The sequence below is a fragment of the Mesorhizobium sp. M4B.F.Ca.ET.089.01.1.1 genome (genome assembly GCF_004022605.1).
GTDB classification, from domain to species: domain Bacteria; phylum Pseudomonadota; class Alphaproteobacteria; order Rhizobiales; family Rhizobiaceae; genus Mesorhizobium; species Mesorhizobium abyssinicae.
In genome coordinates, this window is sequence record NZ_RZOS01000082.1 from 1 (window position 1) to 17,904 (window position 17,904).

A 17,904-nucleotide genomic window follows, 5' to 3' on the forward strand; every position below is an offset into this window, starting at 1 on the left:
GGGCTGTCCTGCGTGTAGAGGATCCAGTCGTCGAGCGCGTGGCTGCGATGGAACCACATGGCGTGGTCGAGGCTCGCCGCCTGGATGTCGCGGTCGAAAATGGCGCGGCCATGCGCGAAAGTCGAGGTGTCGAGCAGCGTCATGTCGGAAAGATAGGCGAGCACCGCGGCCTGGCTTGCGCGATCGGCCGGCACCGGGCCGGTGGTGCGGATCCAGATGTTCTGCTTCGGCTCCAGCTTTTCCCGGCTGGTATAGTGCTTCAGCATCACCGGCTTCATCTCGATCGGCCGGTCGCGCTCCCAGTAGCGCTTGATGCCGTCGGGGACCGCCTCGCCGAACTTGCCGAGCAGTTCGCGCTGGCTCAGCAGATTGTCAGGCGCCGGCACGTCCTGCGGCATCGGCACCTGGTGCTCGAGGCCGATCTCGTCCTGCTGGAAGGAGGCCTCCAGCGAGAAGATCGCCTGGCCGTGCTGGATCGCCACGACGCGGCGGGTGGTGAAGGAGCCGCCGTCGCGGATGCGGTCGACCTCGTAGATGATCGGCACCTTGGTGTCGCCCGGCCGCATGAAATAGCCATGCAGCGAGTGCACGTGGCGCTCGGGCTCGACCGTGCGCTGGGCGGCGACCAGCGCCTGCGCGATGGTCTGGCCGCCGAAGACGCGCTGCCAGTCGAGCTTGGGGCTGCGACCACGGTACAGATTGTGTTCGAGCTGCTCGAGGTCGAGAATGTCGAGAAGCTCGTCCATGGCCGCCGTCATGTTTCGCGCTCCAGCCGCAAAAGATGTTATGGCGGTTTCGGACAGGAAGGGCGGGCAGTCAAGGCCAGGCGCTCCAGAGCCGCGAAAGGAACTTGCCAATGGTTGACCGTAAGGCAGATGCGGGATCGAGGGCCTCGCTCGACGTGCTGGTCGCCGGCGCCGGCTATGTCGGCCTGGCCAGCGCGGTTTCGCTGAAACAGGCGCGTCCAAGCCTCGCCGTCGCCGTCGTCGATGCCGCGCCCGCCGGCGTCTGGCAAAAGGATGGCCGCGCCTCGGCGATTGCCGCCGCTGCCTGCCGCATGCTGGAGCAGCTCGGCGTCTGGAGCGAGATCGCGCCGCAGGCGCAGGCGATCACCGAGATGATCATCACCGATTCGCGCGCCGCCGATCCGGTGCGGCCGGTATTCCTGACCTTCGACGGCGAAGTGGCGCCTGGCGAGCCCTTTGCCCATATGGTCGCCAACCGGGACCTGAACGGCGCGTTGCGCCGGCGCGCCGAAAAACTCGGCATCGACATCATCGAGGGCCTCGCCGTCAGCGCCTTCGAGACCGACGGCGCCGGCATCACCGTGCATCTGGCAGACGGGGCGACGCTGAAGGCGCGGCTGCTGGTCGCCGCCGACGGCGTCAACTCGAAGCTGCGCGAGATGGCCGGCATCAAGACGGTGAAGTGGGAATATGGCCAATCCGGCATCGTCTGCACGGTGGCGCATGAGCGGCCGCACAATGGCCGCGCCGAAGAGCATTTCCTGCCCGCCGGCCCCTTCGCCACGCTGCCGCTGAAGCCCGACAAGGACGGCCGCAACCGCTCCTCGATCGTCTGGGTCGAACGCTCGGAGGATGCGCAAAAGCTGGTCGAGGGCGACGACCTCGTTTTCGAGCACGAGCTGGAGCTGCGTTTCAGCCTCAAGCTCGGCGAGATCCACGTCGCCGACAAGCCGCGCGCCTGGCCGCTCGGGCTGACCCTTGCCCGCGCCTTCGTCGCATCCCGCATCGCGCTTGCCGGCGACGCCGCCCACGGCATCCATCCGATTGCCGGCCAGGGCCTCAACCTCGGCTTCAAGGATGTGGCGGCACTGGCCGAGGTGGTGGTCGAGGCCGACCGGCTCGGCCAGGATATCGGCGCGCTCGACGTGCTCGAGCGCTACCAGCAATGGCGCCGCTTCGACACCGTCCAGATGGGCGTCACCACCGACGTGCTGAACCGGCTGTTCTCCAACGACGTCGGCCCGCTGCGTGCGGCACGCGACATCGGCCTCGGCCTCGTCGAGCGCATGCCGAAGCTGAAGGACTTCTTCATCCGCCAGGCCTCGGGCCTGTCCGGCGACACGCCGAGGCTGTTGAAGGGCGAGGCGATCTGAAGCGAACCGCGCTGTGTCTTTGTCTTGGCCCATGCCCTGCCCAAGCGGCTGCACACCATGGCGGAATGCATTGCTGGTGCCAAATGGCGTCGATCGCCGGCGCTCCTTTCCAGCGCGCGTCTGACACCGGCCGGCTACATATGATATCCTTGGTCGATCCATCCTCGACCGAAGCAGGGGCGCTTCATTGGACGACTGGAGAATCGGAAATATCCGGGTAACCAGAATTCTGGAGATGTGCGACCCACTGCGGACGCCGTCGGAATGGTTCCCCGACTGCACCGACGAAGCACTCGAACCGCATCTTCATTGGCTCACGCCTCGATCGATATCGCCGGCAACCGGGCGGATTATTCTTCCCATCCAGAGTTTTCTGGTTCGTACCGGGCGCCACACCATCCTGGTCGACGGTTGCGTTGGCAACGACAAGACAATCGCGGATTTCCCGCATTGGCACCGCCGCAATGACGGCACGTTCTTGCAGCGGTTGGCGAATGCAGGTGTCGCTCCCGAGCAGATCGACTTTGTGCTGTGCACCCATCTTCATGTCGATCATTGCGGCTGGAACACTCGATTGGTGGACGGTCGCTGGATACCGACATTCCCCAACGCCCGCTACATCATGGCGCGGCGTGAGTTCGAGGCCGCACAGGCGGCCTCTGGCGATGCCACACGGACCTATGAGGACAATGTGCTGCCAATCGTCGAGGCTGGCCGGGCGGTGTTTGTCGACATGGACCATGAACTCGACAAGGAAGTGCGGCTGGAGCCGACGCCCGGCCACACCCTGGGACACGTTGCCATCGGACTGAGATCTCTCGGCATAGGGGCGGTGTTCTCCGGCGATCTCATGCACTGGCCGATGCAGTGCATATACCCCGACTGGAACTTTCGGTACGACGCAGACCCCGACCAGGCGCGCCGGACGCGCTGGGCATTCCTGGAGGCTTGCTCGGAAAGCGGACGCATCGTCATGACATCGCATTTTCCCTTGCCGTCGGTGGGAACCATCTCGCGACGCCACTCATCGTTCTGGTTCGAGGAGCATTTGCCGCGGTGACGACAAGGAACGGCCGGCCAGCTGGCGTCAATTGACCTCGAAGCCGAGCTTCTGCCGCAGCCGCAAAATTCGCTGGTCCGGTATCTTCAGGCTCTGCTCGCCGCCCTTTGCGACACGATTGAGCATCTGCAGCAGATCTTCCCGCTCGTGCGGGTCGAGGCGCTCGCGCAGGAACGGCGCCAGCTTGTCGATGACGATCGTGGTGTCATCAATCTGCGCCGCTGCCCACTTGGCGTAGACGACGGCCTCGTCGGTCTTCTTCTGGCCATCCGAAATCCCCGAAATCACTTCGCGGATGACGGCTTCGCGCTGCGGCAGGATGGGGCCCTGTTCCGACACGATGGCGGTGATCAGCGTCGCCGCCGCCACCACCGGATTGTCGATCGCCGTCAGCGGCGACAGCGCCGCCTGCTTGCGCAGCTTCTTGCGGCGGATGTTGCCCTGAACGCGGCCGACGACGTCGGCGACCTCGCGCGCGGCCTCGTTCATGGCCTTCATCCGGTACCACCAGAACGCGGCCGCTCCCAACACGCCAAGGATAGCAAGCAGGAAAGGCATGTCGAAATCCCCCCGGAAAACTCCGGCGACAATAAGAGAACTGCGCCGTTGCTTCAACACGCAAGAATTGCGACCGGTGCAGAGGGAGAGGTGTTCCCTGCAAGCATCCGCACACCGATCGAATGTCCTGGCTTTCGGTCGCTCACCCGCAAGGCAAACGATGCAGCCTCTTGCCAACGACGCCGCAGTTTGGTCGACGCGTGCTGCAAGAAATTTCACATGGTGATATTTCGTGCAATATCATTGACACGCAACAAATCCCGGCATATTCAATATTGCCAGAGATTTCATATACTGAAATTTCTTGCAAAGCTGATACGACGAGGCTTTCATCGTCGGGGAACCCGGAGGAGAGAATGAACAGGATTGGGCTGGCGGGTGCATTGAGCGCCGCCATGATGACGCTGACCTTGGCGATGCCAGGCGCGGCGTCGGCAGAGAGCAAGTTTCAGTGCAAGCCGGACGAGACCTATGTGATGAACGTCATGGTCTCCGCGCATCCCTATTGGGTGCCGGTCTATCAGGGCTTCAAGCAGGCCGCCCAGGCGATGGGCTGCAAGACCGTGTTTTCGGGCACGCCTGACTACGACATCGCCAAGCAGATCGCCTCTTTCGAACAGGGTCTGATCAAGAAGCCGGCCGGCGTGCTGCTGCACCCGATGCAGGCCGATCCGTTCATCGAGCCGATCAACCGCGCCGTCGAGAACGGCACCACCGTCGTCACCTTCGCCGCCGACTCGCCGAAATCCAAGCGCGTGTCCTACATCACCTCGGACAATCTGGCGGAAGCCAAATTCGCCGCCGAGGAGATCGTCAAGCAGGTCGGCGACGACGCCGAATATGGCGTGCTGGAGAACCCCGGCCAGAGCAACCACGACCTGCGCGTCACCGCCTTCATCGACTATCTCGCCAAGAACTATCCGAAGATGAAGCTGGTCGGCCGCCAGGCCTCCAACCAGGACGCCAATGTCGCCAACAAGGCGGTGGCCTCGATGCTGCAGGCCAATCCGAACCTGAAGGCGCTGTGGATTCCCGAAGCCGGCTCGGCCGAGGGCGCAGTCGCCGCCGTCCTCGAGGCCAAGGCCAAGGTGCTGATCATGCATGCCGACATCACCCCGGCGACGCTGGAGCAGATCAAGGCCGGCAACATCCACATGGCGCTGAGCCCCAACCAGGGCATGCAGGGCTATCTCGGCTTCGTCGCCACCTTCATGGCGGCGCATCCGGAGCTGATCGACCCGTTCAACGACTACAAGGCGTCGGGCTACAACCCGATGAGCATCCCCTTCGCCGATAACGGCTTCGCCGTCATCACCAAGGAGAACGCCGACTCGTTCGACCTGAACAAATACATGCAAGGCCGCGATCCAAGCTGATCCGTCCCGCGGGCAGCCGCGCCGTCCGGCGCGGTTGCCTCAACCATCCTCAGCAGGCGAGAACCTCAGTGGAAACCCCGGTCCTCCTCAAAATATCCGGCCTCAGCAAATCGTTCGGCCCTGTCCGTGCCTTGCGCGATGTCGGATTCGAGCTGCGCGCCGGTGAAATCCACGCCATTGCCGGCGAGAACGGCGCCGGCAAGTCGACGCTGATGAAGGTGATCGACGGCATCTTGGCGCCGGACAGCGGCGACATCCAGGTCGATGGCCGCTCTGTCTCCATCCCTTCGCCGCTGGCGGCGCAGAAGCTTGGCATCGGCTTTGTGCACCAGGAGATCGCGCTGTGCCCCGATATCTCGGTGGCCGAGAACATCTTCATGTCGCTCACCAACGCCAGCAAGGCGCTGCTGATGAACTACCGCGACCTCGAGAAGCGCGCGACGGCGATCCTGGCGCGGCTTGGCAACATCGATCCGGCCGCGACGGTACGCAACCTGTCCATTTCCCAGCAGCAACTGGTCGAGATCGCCAAGGCGCTGACGCTCGATTGCCGCATCCTCATCTTCGACGAACCGACGGCGGCGCTGACCGAGCGCGAGGCGCAAAAGCTGTTCGAGATCATTCACCAGCTTGCCGGCGAAGGCATCGGCATCATCTACATCTCGCACCGCATGGCCGAGATCTTCGACAATTGCGACCGCGTCACGGTGCTGCGCGACGGCCGCTACATCACCACGCTCGAGATTGCAGAGACGACTCCCGAACAAGTAGTCGCCTCCATGGTCGGCCGCGTCATCGACAGCCTCTACCCCGAGAAGCTGCGCGACGACGAAAGGTCCGAAGACATACTGCTCGAGATTGCCGGTCTCTGCGAGGCGACTGCCTTCCGCGATATCAGCTTTCAATTGCGCAAGGGCGAGATCCTGGGCATTGGCGGCCTGATCGGCGCCGGCCGCAGCGAGATCGTCAAGGGCATCTGCCGGCTCGAAGGCGAGGTGACCGGCGATGTCATCCTGCGCGGCAAGCGCCTGTCGCTGACCCATTACGGCGACAGCATCGCCGCGGGCATCGTCTACCTGTCAGAGGACCGCAAGGGTGACGGGCTATTCCTCGACATGTCGATCGCCGCCAACATCTCCGCGCTCGCGGTCGACAGGATCGCCACGCGCTCCGGCCTCATCAACGAGCGGCGCGAGAAGCAGCGAGCGGAAACGATCGGCAAGCAGCTATCGCTGAAATGCGGCCATGTCGGTCAGCCGGTTTCGACGCTGTCGGGCGGCAACCAGCAGAAGGTGGCGATCGCCAAGATGCTGTCGGTCGACCCGAAGGTGATCTTCCTCGACGAACCGACGCGCGGCGTCGACGTCGGCGCCAAGGCCGAAATTCATCGCATCCTGCGCGGGCTGGCGCGCGATGGGGTCGGCATCGTGGTCATCTCCTCCGAGCTGCCGGAACTGATCGGTATCTGCGACCGGGTGCTGATCGTGCGCGAGGGACGCATCACCGGCGAAGTCGCGGGCGCTGAGATGACGGAAGAAAACATCATGGTCCTGGCATCGCTTGCCGATGAAGGCCGGCAACGGAGCGCGGCATGAGCATCGTGGGGGACAGTATGGATAGCACGACGCAAGCTGCCCGGATGGGGCTCGGCGCAAGGTTCGGCGGCCTGATCAGGATCCGTGAGACCGGCCTGATCCTCATCATCGCCGTGCTGTTTGCCGTCATGTCGTTCGCATCGCCCTATTTCCTGACCTGGGACAATATGCGGGCGATGGCGATGGCCTTCGCCGTGGAAGGCATCGTCGTGGTCGGCATGACGATCCTGCTGATTTCCGGCGGCATCGACCTGTCGGTCGGTTCGGTCACCGCGCTCGCCATGGTGGTCGCCGGCCTGCTTTTCCTCAACGGGATGGACCCCTGGCTGGCGTCGCTGGTCGCGATAGCGGCGTGCGCTGCCATCGGCGCCTTCATGGGATTCTTCGTCACCAGAGTGGGGCTGCACCATTTCATCGTCTCGCTGGCAGTGATGGTGATTGCACGCGGGCTCTGCCTGCTCGGCACCGGCGGCCGCCCGCTCGGGCTCTACACTCTTCCGCCTGAGTTCAAGTTCATCGGCCAGGGCGCGGTCGGCGGCATTCCGGTCGTCATCATCATCTTCATCGTCTTTGTCATCCTGTCCGACTTCATGCTGCGCCGCACGACGATGTTCCGCAAAGTCTTCTACACCGGCAGCAACGAGAAGGCGGCGGCCTACTCCGGCATCCGCACCAGGAAAGTCGTGTTCCTGACCACGACGCTGTGCTCGACATTGTGCGGCTTTGCCGGCGTCATCTACATGGCCCGCTTCGGCTCGGCCCAGCCGACATTCGGCGCCGGCATGGAGCTGAACGTCATCGCCGCCGCGGTGATCGGCGGCGCCAGCCTGACCGGCGGCATCGGCACCATTCTCGGCGCCATCCTCGGCACCGTCCTTTTGTCCGTCGTTTCAAGCTCGCTCGCCCTGCTCGACGTGTCCGTCTATTGGCAGGACATCATCCGCGGGTCCATTCTGCTGACGGCGGTCACCGCCGATTATTACTTCAACAAGCGGCGGGGCTGAGATGGCGGACAGCAGGGAAGATTTCGAGACGATCCGGCAGATCCACACTGTGCTGGTGCTGCATTTCGTCGACGGCATGAAGCAGAACGACATCGCCGCGGCGCTCAACCTGTCGGCGTCCAAGGTCAATCGGCTGATCGCCCAGGGGCGCAAGCTCGGCATGCTGAGGATCGCCGTCGAGAGCCCGTTCCAGGCCCTGGTCGATATCGAAAAGCAGCTGATCGAAATTGCCCGCCTGGCAGGAGCGATCGTGACGCCGACCGTGGCCGGCAGTCCCGAAAGCACGCTGCAGCAGGTGGGGCGCGCGGCGGCCAACCAGTTGCTCGAGACCTTGCGCGACGGCGACGTCATCGCCATTACCGGCGGCAAGGCGATCAGCGCCCTCGCCGAGAACCTGCAGCCGGAGCGCGCCTTCGACGTCACCGTCGTGCCGCTGACCGGCGGCGTCCAGGGCAAGCACTATACCGACGTCAACCATCTGGCGACGCGCCTCGCCGAGCGGCTCGGCGGTTCCAGCATGCTCCTGCATGCGCCGCTGTTCGCCGAGAGCCGGGAGCAGCGCGACCTGCTTCTGGAGATGGCGTCGGTGCGCGAGATCTTCGACCTGGCGCGCAAGGCCGCGATCGCGCTGGTCGGCATCGGCTCGATCCAGACGCCTGGATCGAGCTACTACGACCTTCGCCCAGGCCTCGACCCCGACCGCGAGAAGCTGGTCGCCAGCGGCGCGGTCGGCGAGTTCCTTGCGCATCTGATCCGCGATGACGGCACGCTGGCGGATTATCCGCCCAACGACCGCCTGGTGGCGCTGGCGCCTTCGGAACTCGGTCGCTGCCGGACGGTGATGGGCGTCGCGAGCGGCGCCGAAAAGGTCGGGCCGATCCGCGCCGCGCTGCGCGGCAATTATCTCAAGTCTCTGGTCGTCGACGAAGAAACGGCCAACGCAGTCCTGAACAATGCGGGGAGCCTACGCAATGTCGCCTGAAATGTTGACGCGCACCATTGGCGCGTCGGGAATCTCCGCCTCCGCGATCGGTCTCGGCACCTGGGCCATCGGCGGCTGGATGTGGGGCGGCACCGACGAGGCGCAGGCCATCGACACCATCCGCGCCTCGATCGACGAAGGCGTTTCGCTGATCGACACCGCGCCGGCCTACGGCCAGGGCCTGTCGGAGGAAATCGTCGGCAAGGCGATCAAGGGACGCCGCTGCGAGGTCGTGCTGGCCACCAAGCTCGGACTGATCTGGCACGCAAAAAAGGGCAATCACTTCTTCGACTATGACGGCGCGCCGGTGCATCGCTATCTCGGCGCCGACTCCGTGGTCTACGAAGTGGAGCAGAGCCTGCGCCGTCTCGGCACCGACCACATCGACCACTATATTACCCACTGGCAGGATTCGACGACGCCGGTCGCCGAGACCATGGAAGCGCTCGATCGCCTTAAGACCCAAGGCAAGATCCGCTCCATCGGCGCCAGCAATGTCGGCGTTGCGGATGTCGAAGCCTATCTCGCGGCCGGCCAACTCGACGCGGTCCAGCAGCAATACAGCATGGTGGTGCGCGACATGGAGCGCGACCTGTTGCCTTTCTGCGCGGACAACAATGTGTCCGTGCTCAGCTACTCCTCGCTGGCGCTCGGCCTGTTGTCGGGCAGGATCGGTCCGGACCGCGTCTTTACCGGCGATGACCAGCGCAGGGACAATCCGTGGTTCTCGCAGGCCAACCGCCGCAAGGTCGCGACGCTGATGGAAGAGATACGGCCGATTGCCGAGGCACACGGCGCGAGCGAGGCGCAGATCGTCATCGCCTGGACGCTGCAGCAGCCGGGCATCACCTTCTCGCTTTGCGGCGCCCGCAGCCCGCAGCAGGCCAGGGAGAACGCGCAGGCCGGCCGCATCAGATTGTCCGGACAGGAGATCAGCCAGATCAGCGAGGCCGCCAGCCGCCATCTGACAAATCTCGACGCCTGACCGTCACCTGTGAATCCGAAACAAATCGAGCTGCCGTCCGCCGGACGGCCGAACGGCGAAGCCATGCCTGACCAGAGAAGCCTCATCCTCGACAAGATCCGCCACAATGGCGCGTTCGATGTCGTCGTCGTGGGCGGCGGCATCAACGGCATCGGCGTTTTCCGCGAACTGGCGCTGCAGGGCCTCAAGGTGCTGCTGGTCGAGCGCAGCGATTTCTGCTCGGGCTGCAGCGCGGCCCCTTCGCGCATGATCCACGGCGGTCTGCGCTATCTCGAGAATGGCGAGTTCGGCCTGGTGCAGGAATCGTTGCGCGAGCGCGATGCGCTGCTGGCCAACGCGCCGCACATGGTGCGGCCATTGCCGACGACGATTCCGATCCGCACCGTCTTCTCCGGTCTGATGAACGGCGCGGCCGGTTTTCTCGGGCTTTCGGAGGCGCCTTCCAGCCGCGGCGCGCTGGCGATCAAGGCGGGGCTCGCGCTCTACGACTGGACGACGCGCAAGCGCCGGGTGCTGCCGCGCCACAAGTTCCGCGGCGCCAGGACGACATTCGCGCAATGGCCGGCGCTCGACCCGAAACTGTGCTTTTCCGCCACCTACTACGACGCCTGGATCAGCTATCCGGAACGGCTTGGCATCGAACTGCTGCTCGATGCCGGACGCCTGGCGCCCGACAGCCTCGCGCTCAACCGCGCCCAGATCACGCGCGCCGGTTCGGCCTTCGAACTTACCGACATGACGACCGACGAGCGCTTCCCCGTCAGCGCCAAGGCAATCGTCAACGCGACGGGCGCATGGCTCGATTCGGCGATCGCCCGGCTCGACGCATCCGAAAAGCCTTTGGCACCGCTGGTCGAGGGCACCAAGGGCTCGCACCTCATCCTCGACAACGAGCCGCTTTACCTGGCCCTTGGCGGCCACATGATTTTCTTCGAGAACGCCGACGGCCGGATCTGCATCATGTTCCCCTATCTCGGCAAGGTGCTGGTCGGCTCGACCGATATTCGCGTCAGTGAGGCCAGCCGCGTGCGCTGCGAACCGGCGGAAGCCGATTACATACTGGCGGCGGCGCGGCTGGTCTTTCCGGCTATTCCGGTTCATGCCTCCGACGTCGTGTTCACCTATAGCGGCATCCGGCCGCTGCCGAAGAGCGACCATGCCTTCACCGGCAGGATTTCGCGCGGCCACTCCGTGCATCGCATTGCCGGCGACATCCCGCAGTTCTGCATGATCGGCGGCAAATGGACGACATTCCGCGCCTTCGCCGAACAGGCGGCCGACGCAGTGCTGGCCGAGCTTGGGCGCGAACGCCTTTGCGGCACGCTGACCATGCCGATCGGCGGCGGCCTCGGCTTCCCCGGGGATCCGGCGGCGCTGGCGGCCGATCTGGCTGCCGAGTTCGCGCTCAGCGGCGACCGCGCCGCCTATCTCGTCGACCGCTACGGCAGCGGCGCGCGCGACATCGCCCTGTTTTGCGTCGGCCGTCCCGACGATATCAGGCTGGACGGCAGGACCGAAACGACGGCAGCCGAAATCGTCTACCTGACCCGGCATGAGTTCGTGACCTGCCTGTCCGATCTTGTCCTGCGCCGCACATCGCTTGCCATTCGCGGTGACATCTCGATGGCGACCATCGAACGCATCGCCGAGGCAGTGGCCGCCGAGCGCGGCTGGAGCGATCGGCACCGCGACGGCGAGGTGCAAAGCCTGGTTGCCGAACTGGACACCTATCACGGCGTCTCGCAGGAGATGCTCGACCAACGCACGATTTCAGGAGCAGAAGATGAAGGTCAGCGCCAAGGCCCGCATGAACCGGATGTTCACCAACGGCAATTGCCTCGACGTGGCGCTCGATCACGGCGTCTGCAATGAACCGGGTTTTCTCGTCGGCCTGGAGGACATGCCGCGCGTCATCGACACGCTGATCGCGGCACGGCCGGACGCGCTTCAGCTCGCCTACGGGCAGGCCGATCTGCTGCAATCGCGGCCGGACAAGGACAAGCCGGCGCTGGTCATGCGCATCGACATGGGCAATCCCTACAATGTCCAGCGCCACCGCGTGATGTGGTCGATGCTGCAGAACCATGACGAGCCGATCATCGGCGCGCTGGAGATGGATGCGGCCTGCGTCGTCGTCAACCTGTTCATGCTGCCTGACGAGCCGGAGCTGTTTCGCCAATGCGTCGAAAACATCAGCAAGGTCCGCGCCGCCTGCCACAGATACGGCATGCCCTTGATGATCGAGCCGCTGGTGATGCTGCCCAACGATGTGCGCGGCGGCTATCAGGTCGACGGCGACGCCGAGAAGATCGTCACCCTGGTGCGGCTCGCCGCCGAAATGGGCGCCGACATCATCAAGGCCGATCCGACCGACCGGCCTGAGGATTTCCACCGCGTCGTCGAGGCGGCGCGCGTGCCGGTACTGGTGCGCGGCGGCGGCAAGGACGACCTCAGGACGGTGCTGTCAAAATCGTCGGCCCTGCTCAGACAAGGCGCCAAGGGGCTGGTCTATGGCCGCAACATCTATCAGCATGCCAACCCGAAGGCGGTGGTCAACGCGCTGATGGCGATGATCCACAAGGACGCCGACGGCGAAGAGGCCTGGGATATCTACAACAATGGCTGATCAGGCCGCATATCTGCTCGGTCTCGACGCCGGCAACACCATCATCAAGGCAGTGCTGTTCGACCTCGCCGGGCGGCAGGTCGCCATGCACACCGTCGCCGGGCGCTCGCACACGCCGCAGCCCGGCTATGTCGAACGCGACCTCGGCGATATGTGGGCCGCTGCGCGCGACGCCATCCGCCGCTGCATTGCGCAGGCTGGTATCGACGCGCGCCAGATCGCCGCTGTCGGCTGCGCCGGCCATGGCAACGGCCTCTATCTGATCGACCGCGCCGGCGCCCCGCTGATCGGCATCCAGTCGCTCGACACCCGCGCCGCCGGCATGGCGGCGGAGCTGGCTTCGCGCAACGCCGGCGCACTGCACGCGATCTGCCTGCAAAAGCCCTGGCCGGCGCAGACGCCAACCTTGCTGGCCTGGGTCAAGCAGCATGACCCCGACCTTTATGCCGCGACCGGCACGGCGATGCTGTGCAAGGATTTCATCGCCCTCTGCCTCACCGGAGAGCAGGTGAGCGATGTCTCCGACATGTCCGGCTGCGGCCTCGTCCGCATGCCCGAAGGCGTCTATGATGCCGAGCTTCTGGCGCTCTACGGCATCGAGGACGCGCAGGCAAAACTGCCGCGGCTGCTCGACAGCGCCGACATTGCCGGCACGGTCACCGCCAGCGCGGCCGAAGAGACCGGGCTGGCAGAAGGCACGCCGGTCATCGCCGGCTATTTCGATGTCGTCGCCAGCGCCATGGGGGCCGGCGTCGTGCGCCCCGGCGAAGCCTCGATCATCGCCGGCACCTGGTCGGTCAACCAGGTTTTCTCCACCGCGCCGGTTGTCGATCCCGATGTTTTCATGGTGGCGCGGTTCGGCCCCGGACGCTTCGTCAACATCGAATCCAGCGCGACATCGGCCGCCAATCTTGAATGGTACGTGCGTGAATTCGTCGAGCGCGGCAGCCACCACGGCGATCCGTTCGGCCATTGCAACGCAGCTGTCGGCGAAGTCACGCCGGCCTGGGACGACCCGATTTTCCACCCGTTCCTCTACGGCTCGGGCCAGGGCGCCGAGTTCCGCGCCGGCTTCTACGGGCTGGCCGGCTGGCACAGCGAAGGCCATCTGCTGCGCGCGCTGTTCGAAGGCGTGATGTTCGAGCACCGGCGCCACATCGATGTGTTGAAAGACGCCGGCGTCGGCTTCGACAAGGCGGTGCTGTCCGGCGGCGGCTCACGCAGCGAGCACTGGCCGCAAATCTTCGCCGACGGGCTCGGCGTGCCGATCACCGTTCCTGAAGCCCGCGAGACCGGCGCGCTTGGCGCGGCGATTGGCGCCGGCGTGGCGGTCGGACTGTTCGCCGACTATGAATCCGGCGTCGACGCCATGACCCGTCCGCGCGCTGCCTACCGTCCGGATCCGGCCATGCAGCGTCACTATGCCAGGCGTTATCGCGCCTATTGCGGCCTCGCCGATACGCTGCGATCGTTCTGGACCGAACAGGCCGCAGGACCAGGCAGAGCAGCAGAATGACCCCAAGGCTGGACGGCGACTACGACTACATCATCGTCGGCGCGGGTACCGCCGGCTGCGTGCTGGCCAACCGCCTGAGCGAAGATCCGGCGACGCGCGTGCTGCTGCTCGAGGCCGGCGGCAGCGACAATTACCACTGGGTGCACATTCCTGTCGGTTATCTCTATTGCATCGGCAATCCGCGCACCGACTGGATGATGAAGACGGCGCCGGAGGCAGGCCTGAACGGCCGCTCGCTGGTCTATCCCAGGGGCAAGGTGCTGGGCGGCTGCACATCGGTCAATGGCATGATCTACATGCGTGGCCAGGCTGCGGACTATGATGGCTGGCGGCAGATGGGCAATGTCGGCTGGGGCTGGGACGACGTACTGCCCTATTTCCTCAAATCCGAAGACCATCATGGCGGCAAGACCAGGCTGCATGGTTCCGGCGGCGAATGGAAAGTGGCGCGGCAACGCCTGTCTTGGCCGATCCTGAACACGGTGCAGGAAGCGGCGAAGGAATTCGGCATCATGCCGCGCGAGGATTTCAACGACGGCGACAATGAGGGTTCCGGCTTCTTCGAGGTGAACCAGAGCAGGGGCGTGCGCTGGAACACCGCCAAGGCATTCCTGCGCCCGGCGCTGCGGCGGCCCAACCTGCGGCTGGTCGCCAAGGCGCATGTCGAGAAGGTGCTGTTCGAGGGCAAGCGGGCTACCGGGGTCAGCTACCTCGCAGGCGGCGAGGCACGCCAGGCCAGCGCCGGACGAGAGGTGTTGCTGACGGCCGGCGCGATCAACACGCCGAAACTGCTGGAGCTTTCCGGTGTCGGCCAGCCGGATCGCCTCGCCTCGCTCGACATCGATCTGGTTCACGCCAGCCCCGATGTCGGTGAGAACCTGCAGGACCACCTGCAGATCCGCACCGTCTACAAAGTGTCGTCGGCGCTGACGCTCAACACCCTTGCCAACAGCCTGACCGGCAAGGCGCGGATCGCGCTGCAATATGCCTTTGCCCGGTCGGGGCCGATGTCGATGGCGCCAAGCCAGTTCGGCATGTTCAGCAAATCCGATCCGTCGATGGCGACGCCGGACCTGGAATACCACGTCCAGCCCTTGTCGACGGACCGGCTGGGCGACCCGCTGCACCCGTTCCCGGCGATCACCATGTCGGTCTGCAATTTGCGGCCCGACAGCATCGGCTCCGTACATGCCACGACACCTGAATTGGCCGTGCAGCCGGAAATCCGGCTGAACTACCTCTCCACGGTGCGCGACCGCGAGATCGCGCTGCGCTCGGTGCGCCAGGCGCGCAAGATCATGACCGCAAAGGCGCTTGCCGACTTCCATCCGGAGGAAATCCTGCCCGGTCTCGCCCACCAGTCCGACGACGACCTGCTGCACGAGATCGGCTCGATCGCGACGACGATCTTTCATCCGGTCGGCACCTGCCGAATGGGCGTCGACGACCGCGCCGTCGTCAGTCCCGACCTGTGCGTGACCGGTGTCGAGGGTCTGCGCGTCATCGACGCCTCGATCATGCCGCGCATCGTCTCCGGCAACACCGCCTCGCCCGTGGTGATGATCGCCGAGAAGGCGGCGGACATGATCCGCCGACCTGCATGAACCAGCGGCGACCGGCTATGAGCCCGGTATGTCGTAGATCGCCCTGACCTCGATGGTGCCGAGTTCGGCCAGCGGAATGTCGCCGGCGATCTCCAGCGCCTCGTCGAGGGTCTCGGCCTCGATCATGACGAAGCCGAGCAACTGCTCCTTGGTCTCGGCGAACGGGCCGTCGGTGACCAGTCTTTTCCCGTGGCGCCGCCGCACGCTCTTCGACGTCTTCACCGATTGCAGCGCCTGCGCGATGATCAGCTTGCCTTGTTGATCCAACGATCTGTCATAGGCCAGCGAATCGGCGTCTAGCTTGGCCGATCCTTCTGGGGTCAGCGCATACAGGCTCTGTTCCTCGCCATAGACCAGGCAGACATATCTCATTCCGATCTCCCGTGTTGTGATGGACCATAGGATGCGGTGATGATGGTGTCAGCCGCGCTCCGAACGCCGCCGCATGATCGAGAAGGCATGCCGCGATGCCGATGATGGCGACCGCCGCCAGCAGCCGGCCGAAGCCGGAGGGCGGCGGATCGAGCCAATAGTCTTCCTGTCGCCCGGCCTTGCGCCCAGGGCATTTCCACAGCGCGAAAAACAGATTGTCCATGTGAGCCTCCATCCGGCCGCGAAATCCGTGGCCGCCCGCAGGACGGTCGAGCCCGATGGAAGTCGACATTTTTGCGCGCGCTTTTTTTAAAAGAGGATTTTTTGGACGCCGGCGCTCCAAGAGCGCGGTGGCCTTCGCGCGTGCCCGCGCTATAGTTCGGGAGAACCCCGGCGCTCCGCCGGCGCAACCCCGACGATCAAGGAGGATTTCATGGACCGCACCGCGAACGCCGTCTGGAAAGGCAATCTGAAGGAAGGCAAGGGCACGCTCGACAGCCAGAGCGGGGCGCTTAAAGGTACGCCCTATTCGTTCAAGGCGCGCTTCGAGGACGAGAGCGGCAAATCCGGCACCAACCCGGAGGAGCTCATCGCCGCCGCGCATGCCGGCTGCTACGCCATGCAGTTCTCGCACTTCCTCGCCGAGAACGGCACGCCCGCCACCGAACTCGACGCCAAGGCGGTGGTGACGCTGGTGCCCGGCACCGGCATCACCGGCAGCGCTCTCACCGTCGTCGGCAAGGTGCCGGGCATCGACGCGGCAAAGTTCAAGGAGCTGGCCGAGAAGGCCAAGGCCGAATGCCCGGTCTCGAAAGCGCTCGGCGCCATCAAGGTTTCGCTCGACGCGAAGCTGGGGTGATTGGGGTTTTCGTTTGAGGGGCAGCGATCCTTCGCCCCCCTCTCTGCCCGGCCGGGCATCTCCCCCCTCAAGGGGGGAGATCAGATGTCGCGCAGGGTTTCGCCAATCGCCGACGTTGTAAGGGGAGTGTCGTCGCTGGAGCTGCCAATCTCCCCCCTTGAGGGGGAGATGTCCGGCAGGACAGAGAGGGGGGCCTCGCGACAAGGTATCTGATTGGCTACCCGCCCAGCGCCTCGATCTTCGCCCGCAAAGCCGCGACCTCTTCTTCTAGCGCCCGCACCCTGGCCTCTAGATCGGCATCCGACGCTGACGCAGCCGGCTGCCACGGCGCCGCCGCGACCGCCGCCACGTCCACCGGCCCTGCGAGCAGATGCACATAGCGGTCCTCGCGCTGGCCTGGCCCGCGCGGTATCTCCTGAACGAGCGGCGGCCGCCGGCCGATCAGCATGTCGAGTTCACCGCGCAAATCCTCGATCGACGAAAACCGCGCCATGCGCTCGCTTCGCGCCAACAGCTCATATGCAGTCTGCGGCCCGCGCAACAGGAGCAGCCCGACCAAGGCGGTCTGCGGCGTGGTCAGCGAGAATCGCTGCGCCATCTGATGCTCATAGCGCTCCACGCGCGAACCGAACATCTGCCGTACCAGCCCCTTCTGCTCAAGCAGCTTCAGGGCCCGGTGCACCTCGGTCTGTTCCAGCGCCATCACCGGCTCGCGCGCCGTCTTCTGGTTGGCGGCGGCAAGCGCGGCATTGAGCGTCAGCGGATAGACATCCGGCGTCAACTCCTTCTTCTCGATCAGGCAGCCGAGCACGCGCGCTTCGGCGGGAGAGAGGATGGGAAGGTCTTCGCTCATTGCCGTTCTGCCTCCCGACGATAAAAAGCCGCTGCCAGGGCGCGGTTGTAGGCCTGCCGAGCCTCATCCCGGACCAAACCGGCCAAGTTCATTTCGTGATGACCATAGCGCGCTTCCAGATAGCGCGCGATCTCGACCGGGATAGGGCCGGTCCCCAGCTCGCGTGTCTCACGTTTCCTGTCGATCAGCCGGACGATCTCCTCGCCTGCTCGTGTCGGGATCACCGTCTCGGCCAGGCAATCGAGCATGCTCATCGGCGGCAGGCTGGCAAAGTTGCGCTGTTCCATCCAGTCGAGCGCGACGATCGGACGGATGAAATAGAACAGCTTCTTGAGCTTCACCTCGCCGGCGATGCTGCCGATCCAGTCGTCGATCGGGTCGGGGAGGATCTGCGC

18 protein-coding genes are annotated in these 17,904 nt (G+C 64.9%); 13 read left to right on the top strand and 5 right to left on the bottom strand.

The window, feature by feature from the left end:
* Nucleotides 1-758: acyl-CoA thioesterase II (locus tag EN780_RS10970; protein ID WP_133372598.1), on the bottom strand; the 758-nt coding region annotated here is incomplete at its 3' end.
* A 98-nt stretch (nucleotides 759-856) separates the two neighbouring features.
* Between EN780_RS10970 and EN780_RS10975 the strand changes: the two genes are divergently transcribed.
* Complete coding sequence (locus tag EN780_RS10975) at nucleotides 857-2,119, top strand: ubiquinone biosynthesis hydroxylase (protein WP_127283488.1); 1,263 nt, start codon at nucleotides 857-859, stop codon at nucleotides 2,117-2,119.
* A 187-nt stretch (nucleotides 2,120-2,306) separates the two neighbouring features.
* On the top strand, nucleotides 2,307-3,179 hold the full coding sequence (locus tag EN780_RS10980) for an MBL fold metallo-hydrolase (protein WP_127392934.1): 873 nt from the start codon (nucleotides 2,307-2,309) through the stop codon (nucleotides 3,177-3,179).
* A gap of 27 nt (nucleotides 3,180-3,206) precedes the next feature.
* On the opposite strand, the gene EN780_RS10985 is transcribed toward EN780_RS10980, so the two are convergent.
* On the bottom strand, nucleotides 3,207-3,737 hold the full coding sequence (locus tag EN780_RS10985; protein WP_127310225.1) for a hypothetical protein: 531 nt from the start codon (nucleotides 3,735-3,737) through the stop codon (nucleotides 3,207-3,209).
* Between the two features lie 395 nt (nucleotides 3,738-4,132).
* Here EN780_RS10985 and EN780_RS10990 point away from each other — a divergent pair, with 395 nt between their 5' ends.
* The 9 genes from EN780_RS10990 (at nucleotide 4,133) to EN780_RS11030 (ending at nucleotide 15,425) form a co-directional block, all read left to right on the top strand.
* Nucleotides 4,133-5,113 carry a substrate-binding domain-containing protein gene (locus EN780_RS10990; RefSeq protein WP_245499926.1) on the top strand — a complete coding sequence of 327 codons (981 nt, stop codon included), beginning with the start codon at nucleotides 4,133-4,135 and terminating at the stop codon, nucleotides 5,111-5,113.
* Between the two features lie 68 nt (nucleotides 5,114-5,181).
* Nucleotides 5,182-6,708: a sugar ABC transporter ATP-binding protein gene (locus EN780_RS10995; RefSeq protein ID WP_128273672.1), complete on the top strand. Its 1,527-nt coding sequence runs from the start codon at nucleotides 5,182-5,184 to the stop codon at nucleotides 6,706-6,708.
* Nucleotides 6,709-6,752: 44 nt separating this feature from the next.
* Nucleotides 6,753-7,712, top strand: a complete 960-nt coding sequence (locus EN780_RS11000; protein ID WP_245499927.1) for an ABC transporter permease — start codon at nucleotides 6,753-6,755, stop codon at nucleotides 7,710-7,712.
* A 1-nt stretch (nucleotide 7,713) separates the two neighbouring features.
* Nucleotides 7,714-8,694 carry a sugar-binding transcriptional regulator gene (locus tag EN780_RS11005; RefSeq protein ID WP_128273674.1) on the top strand — a complete coding sequence of 327 codons (981 nt, stop codon included), beginning with the start codon at nucleotides 7,714-7,716 and terminating at the stop codon, nucleotides 8,692-8,694.
* A complete protein-coding gene (locus EN780_RS11010) occupies nucleotides 8,684-9,679 on the top strand; it encodes an aldo/keto reductase (protein ID WP_128273676.1) in 996 nt (331 codons plus the stop codon). The genes EN780_RS11005 and EN780_RS11010 overlap by 11 nt, the downstream gene beginning before the upstream one ends.
* 63 nt (nucleotides 9,680-9,742) lie before the next feature.
* Complete coding sequence (locus EN780_RS11015; RefSeq protein WP_128273678.1) at nucleotides 9,743-11,551, top strand: glycerol-3-phosphate dehydrogenase/oxidase; 1,809 nt, start codon at nucleotides 9,743-9,745, stop codon at nucleotides 11,549-11,551.
* On the top strand, nucleotides 11,463-12,305 hold the full coding sequence (locus tag EN780_RS11020; RefSeq protein WP_128273680.1) for a class I fructose-bisphosphate aldolase: 843 nt from the start codon (nucleotides 11,463-11,465) through the stop codon (nucleotides 12,303-12,305). The genes EN780_RS11015 and EN780_RS11020 overlap by 89 nt, the downstream gene beginning before the upstream one ends.
* On the top strand, nucleotides 12,298-13,821 hold the full coding sequence (locus EN780_RS11025; protein WP_128273682.1) for an FGGY-family carbohydrate kinase: 1,524 nt from the start codon (nucleotides 12,298-12,300) through the stop codon (nucleotides 13,819-13,821). Before EN780_RS11020 ends, EN780_RS11025 begins: the two co-directional genes overlap by 8 nt.
* Nucleotides 13,818-15,425, top strand: a complete 1,608-nt coding sequence (locus EN780_RS11030; protein WP_127393049.1) for a GMC family oxidoreductase N-terminal domain-containing protein — start codon at nucleotides 13,818-13,820, stop codon at nucleotides 15,423-15,425. The genes EN780_RS11025 and EN780_RS11030 overlap by 4 nt, the downstream gene beginning before the upstream one ends.
* 15 nt (nucleotides 15,426-15,440) lie before the next feature.
* On the opposite strand, the gene EN780_RS11035 is transcribed toward EN780_RS11030, so the two are convergent.
* Nucleotides 15,441-15,797 (bottom strand): YciI family protein, encoded by a 357-nt coding sequence (locus tag EN780_RS11035; RefSeq protein ID WP_127393050.1) that lies wholly within the window; start codon nucleotides 15,795-15,797, stop codon nucleotides 15,441-15,443.
* A gap of 73 nt (nucleotides 15,798-15,870) precedes the next feature.
* Here EN780_RS11035 and EN780_RS38790 point away from each other — a divergent pair, with 73 nt between their 5' ends.
* On the top strand, nucleotides 15,871-16,110 hold the full coding sequence (locus tag EN780_RS38790; RefSeq protein ID WP_189556479.1) for a hypothetical protein: 240 nt from the start codon (nucleotides 15,871-15,873) through the stop codon (nucleotides 16,108-16,110).
* Nucleotides 16,111-16,230: 120 nt separating this feature from the next.
* Complete coding sequence (locus tag EN780_RS11045) at nucleotides 16,231-16,656, top strand: OsmC family protein (RefSeq protein WP_127393051.1); 426 nt, start codon at nucleotides 16,231-16,233, stop codon at nucleotides 16,654-16,656.
* A 217-nt stretch (nucleotides 16,657-16,873) separates the two neighbouring features.
* Here EN780_RS11045 and EN780_RS11055 read toward each other — a convergent pair whose 3' ends face one another.
* Both EN780_RS11055 and EN780_RS11060 read right to left on the bottom strand, forming a co-directional pair.
* Entirely contained in the window at nucleotides 16,874-17,509 is a 636-nt protein-coding gene (locus EN780_RS11055) for a DUF480 domain-containing protein (RefSeq protein ID WP_127393053.1), read from the bottom strand.
* A partial coding sequence (locus EN780_RS11060; protein ID WP_189556481.1) for a nucleotidyltransferase domain-containing protein occupies nucleotides 17,506-17,904 on the bottom strand: 399 nt, incomplete at its 5' end. The genes EN780_RS11055 and EN780_RS11060, both read right to left, overlap by 4 nt.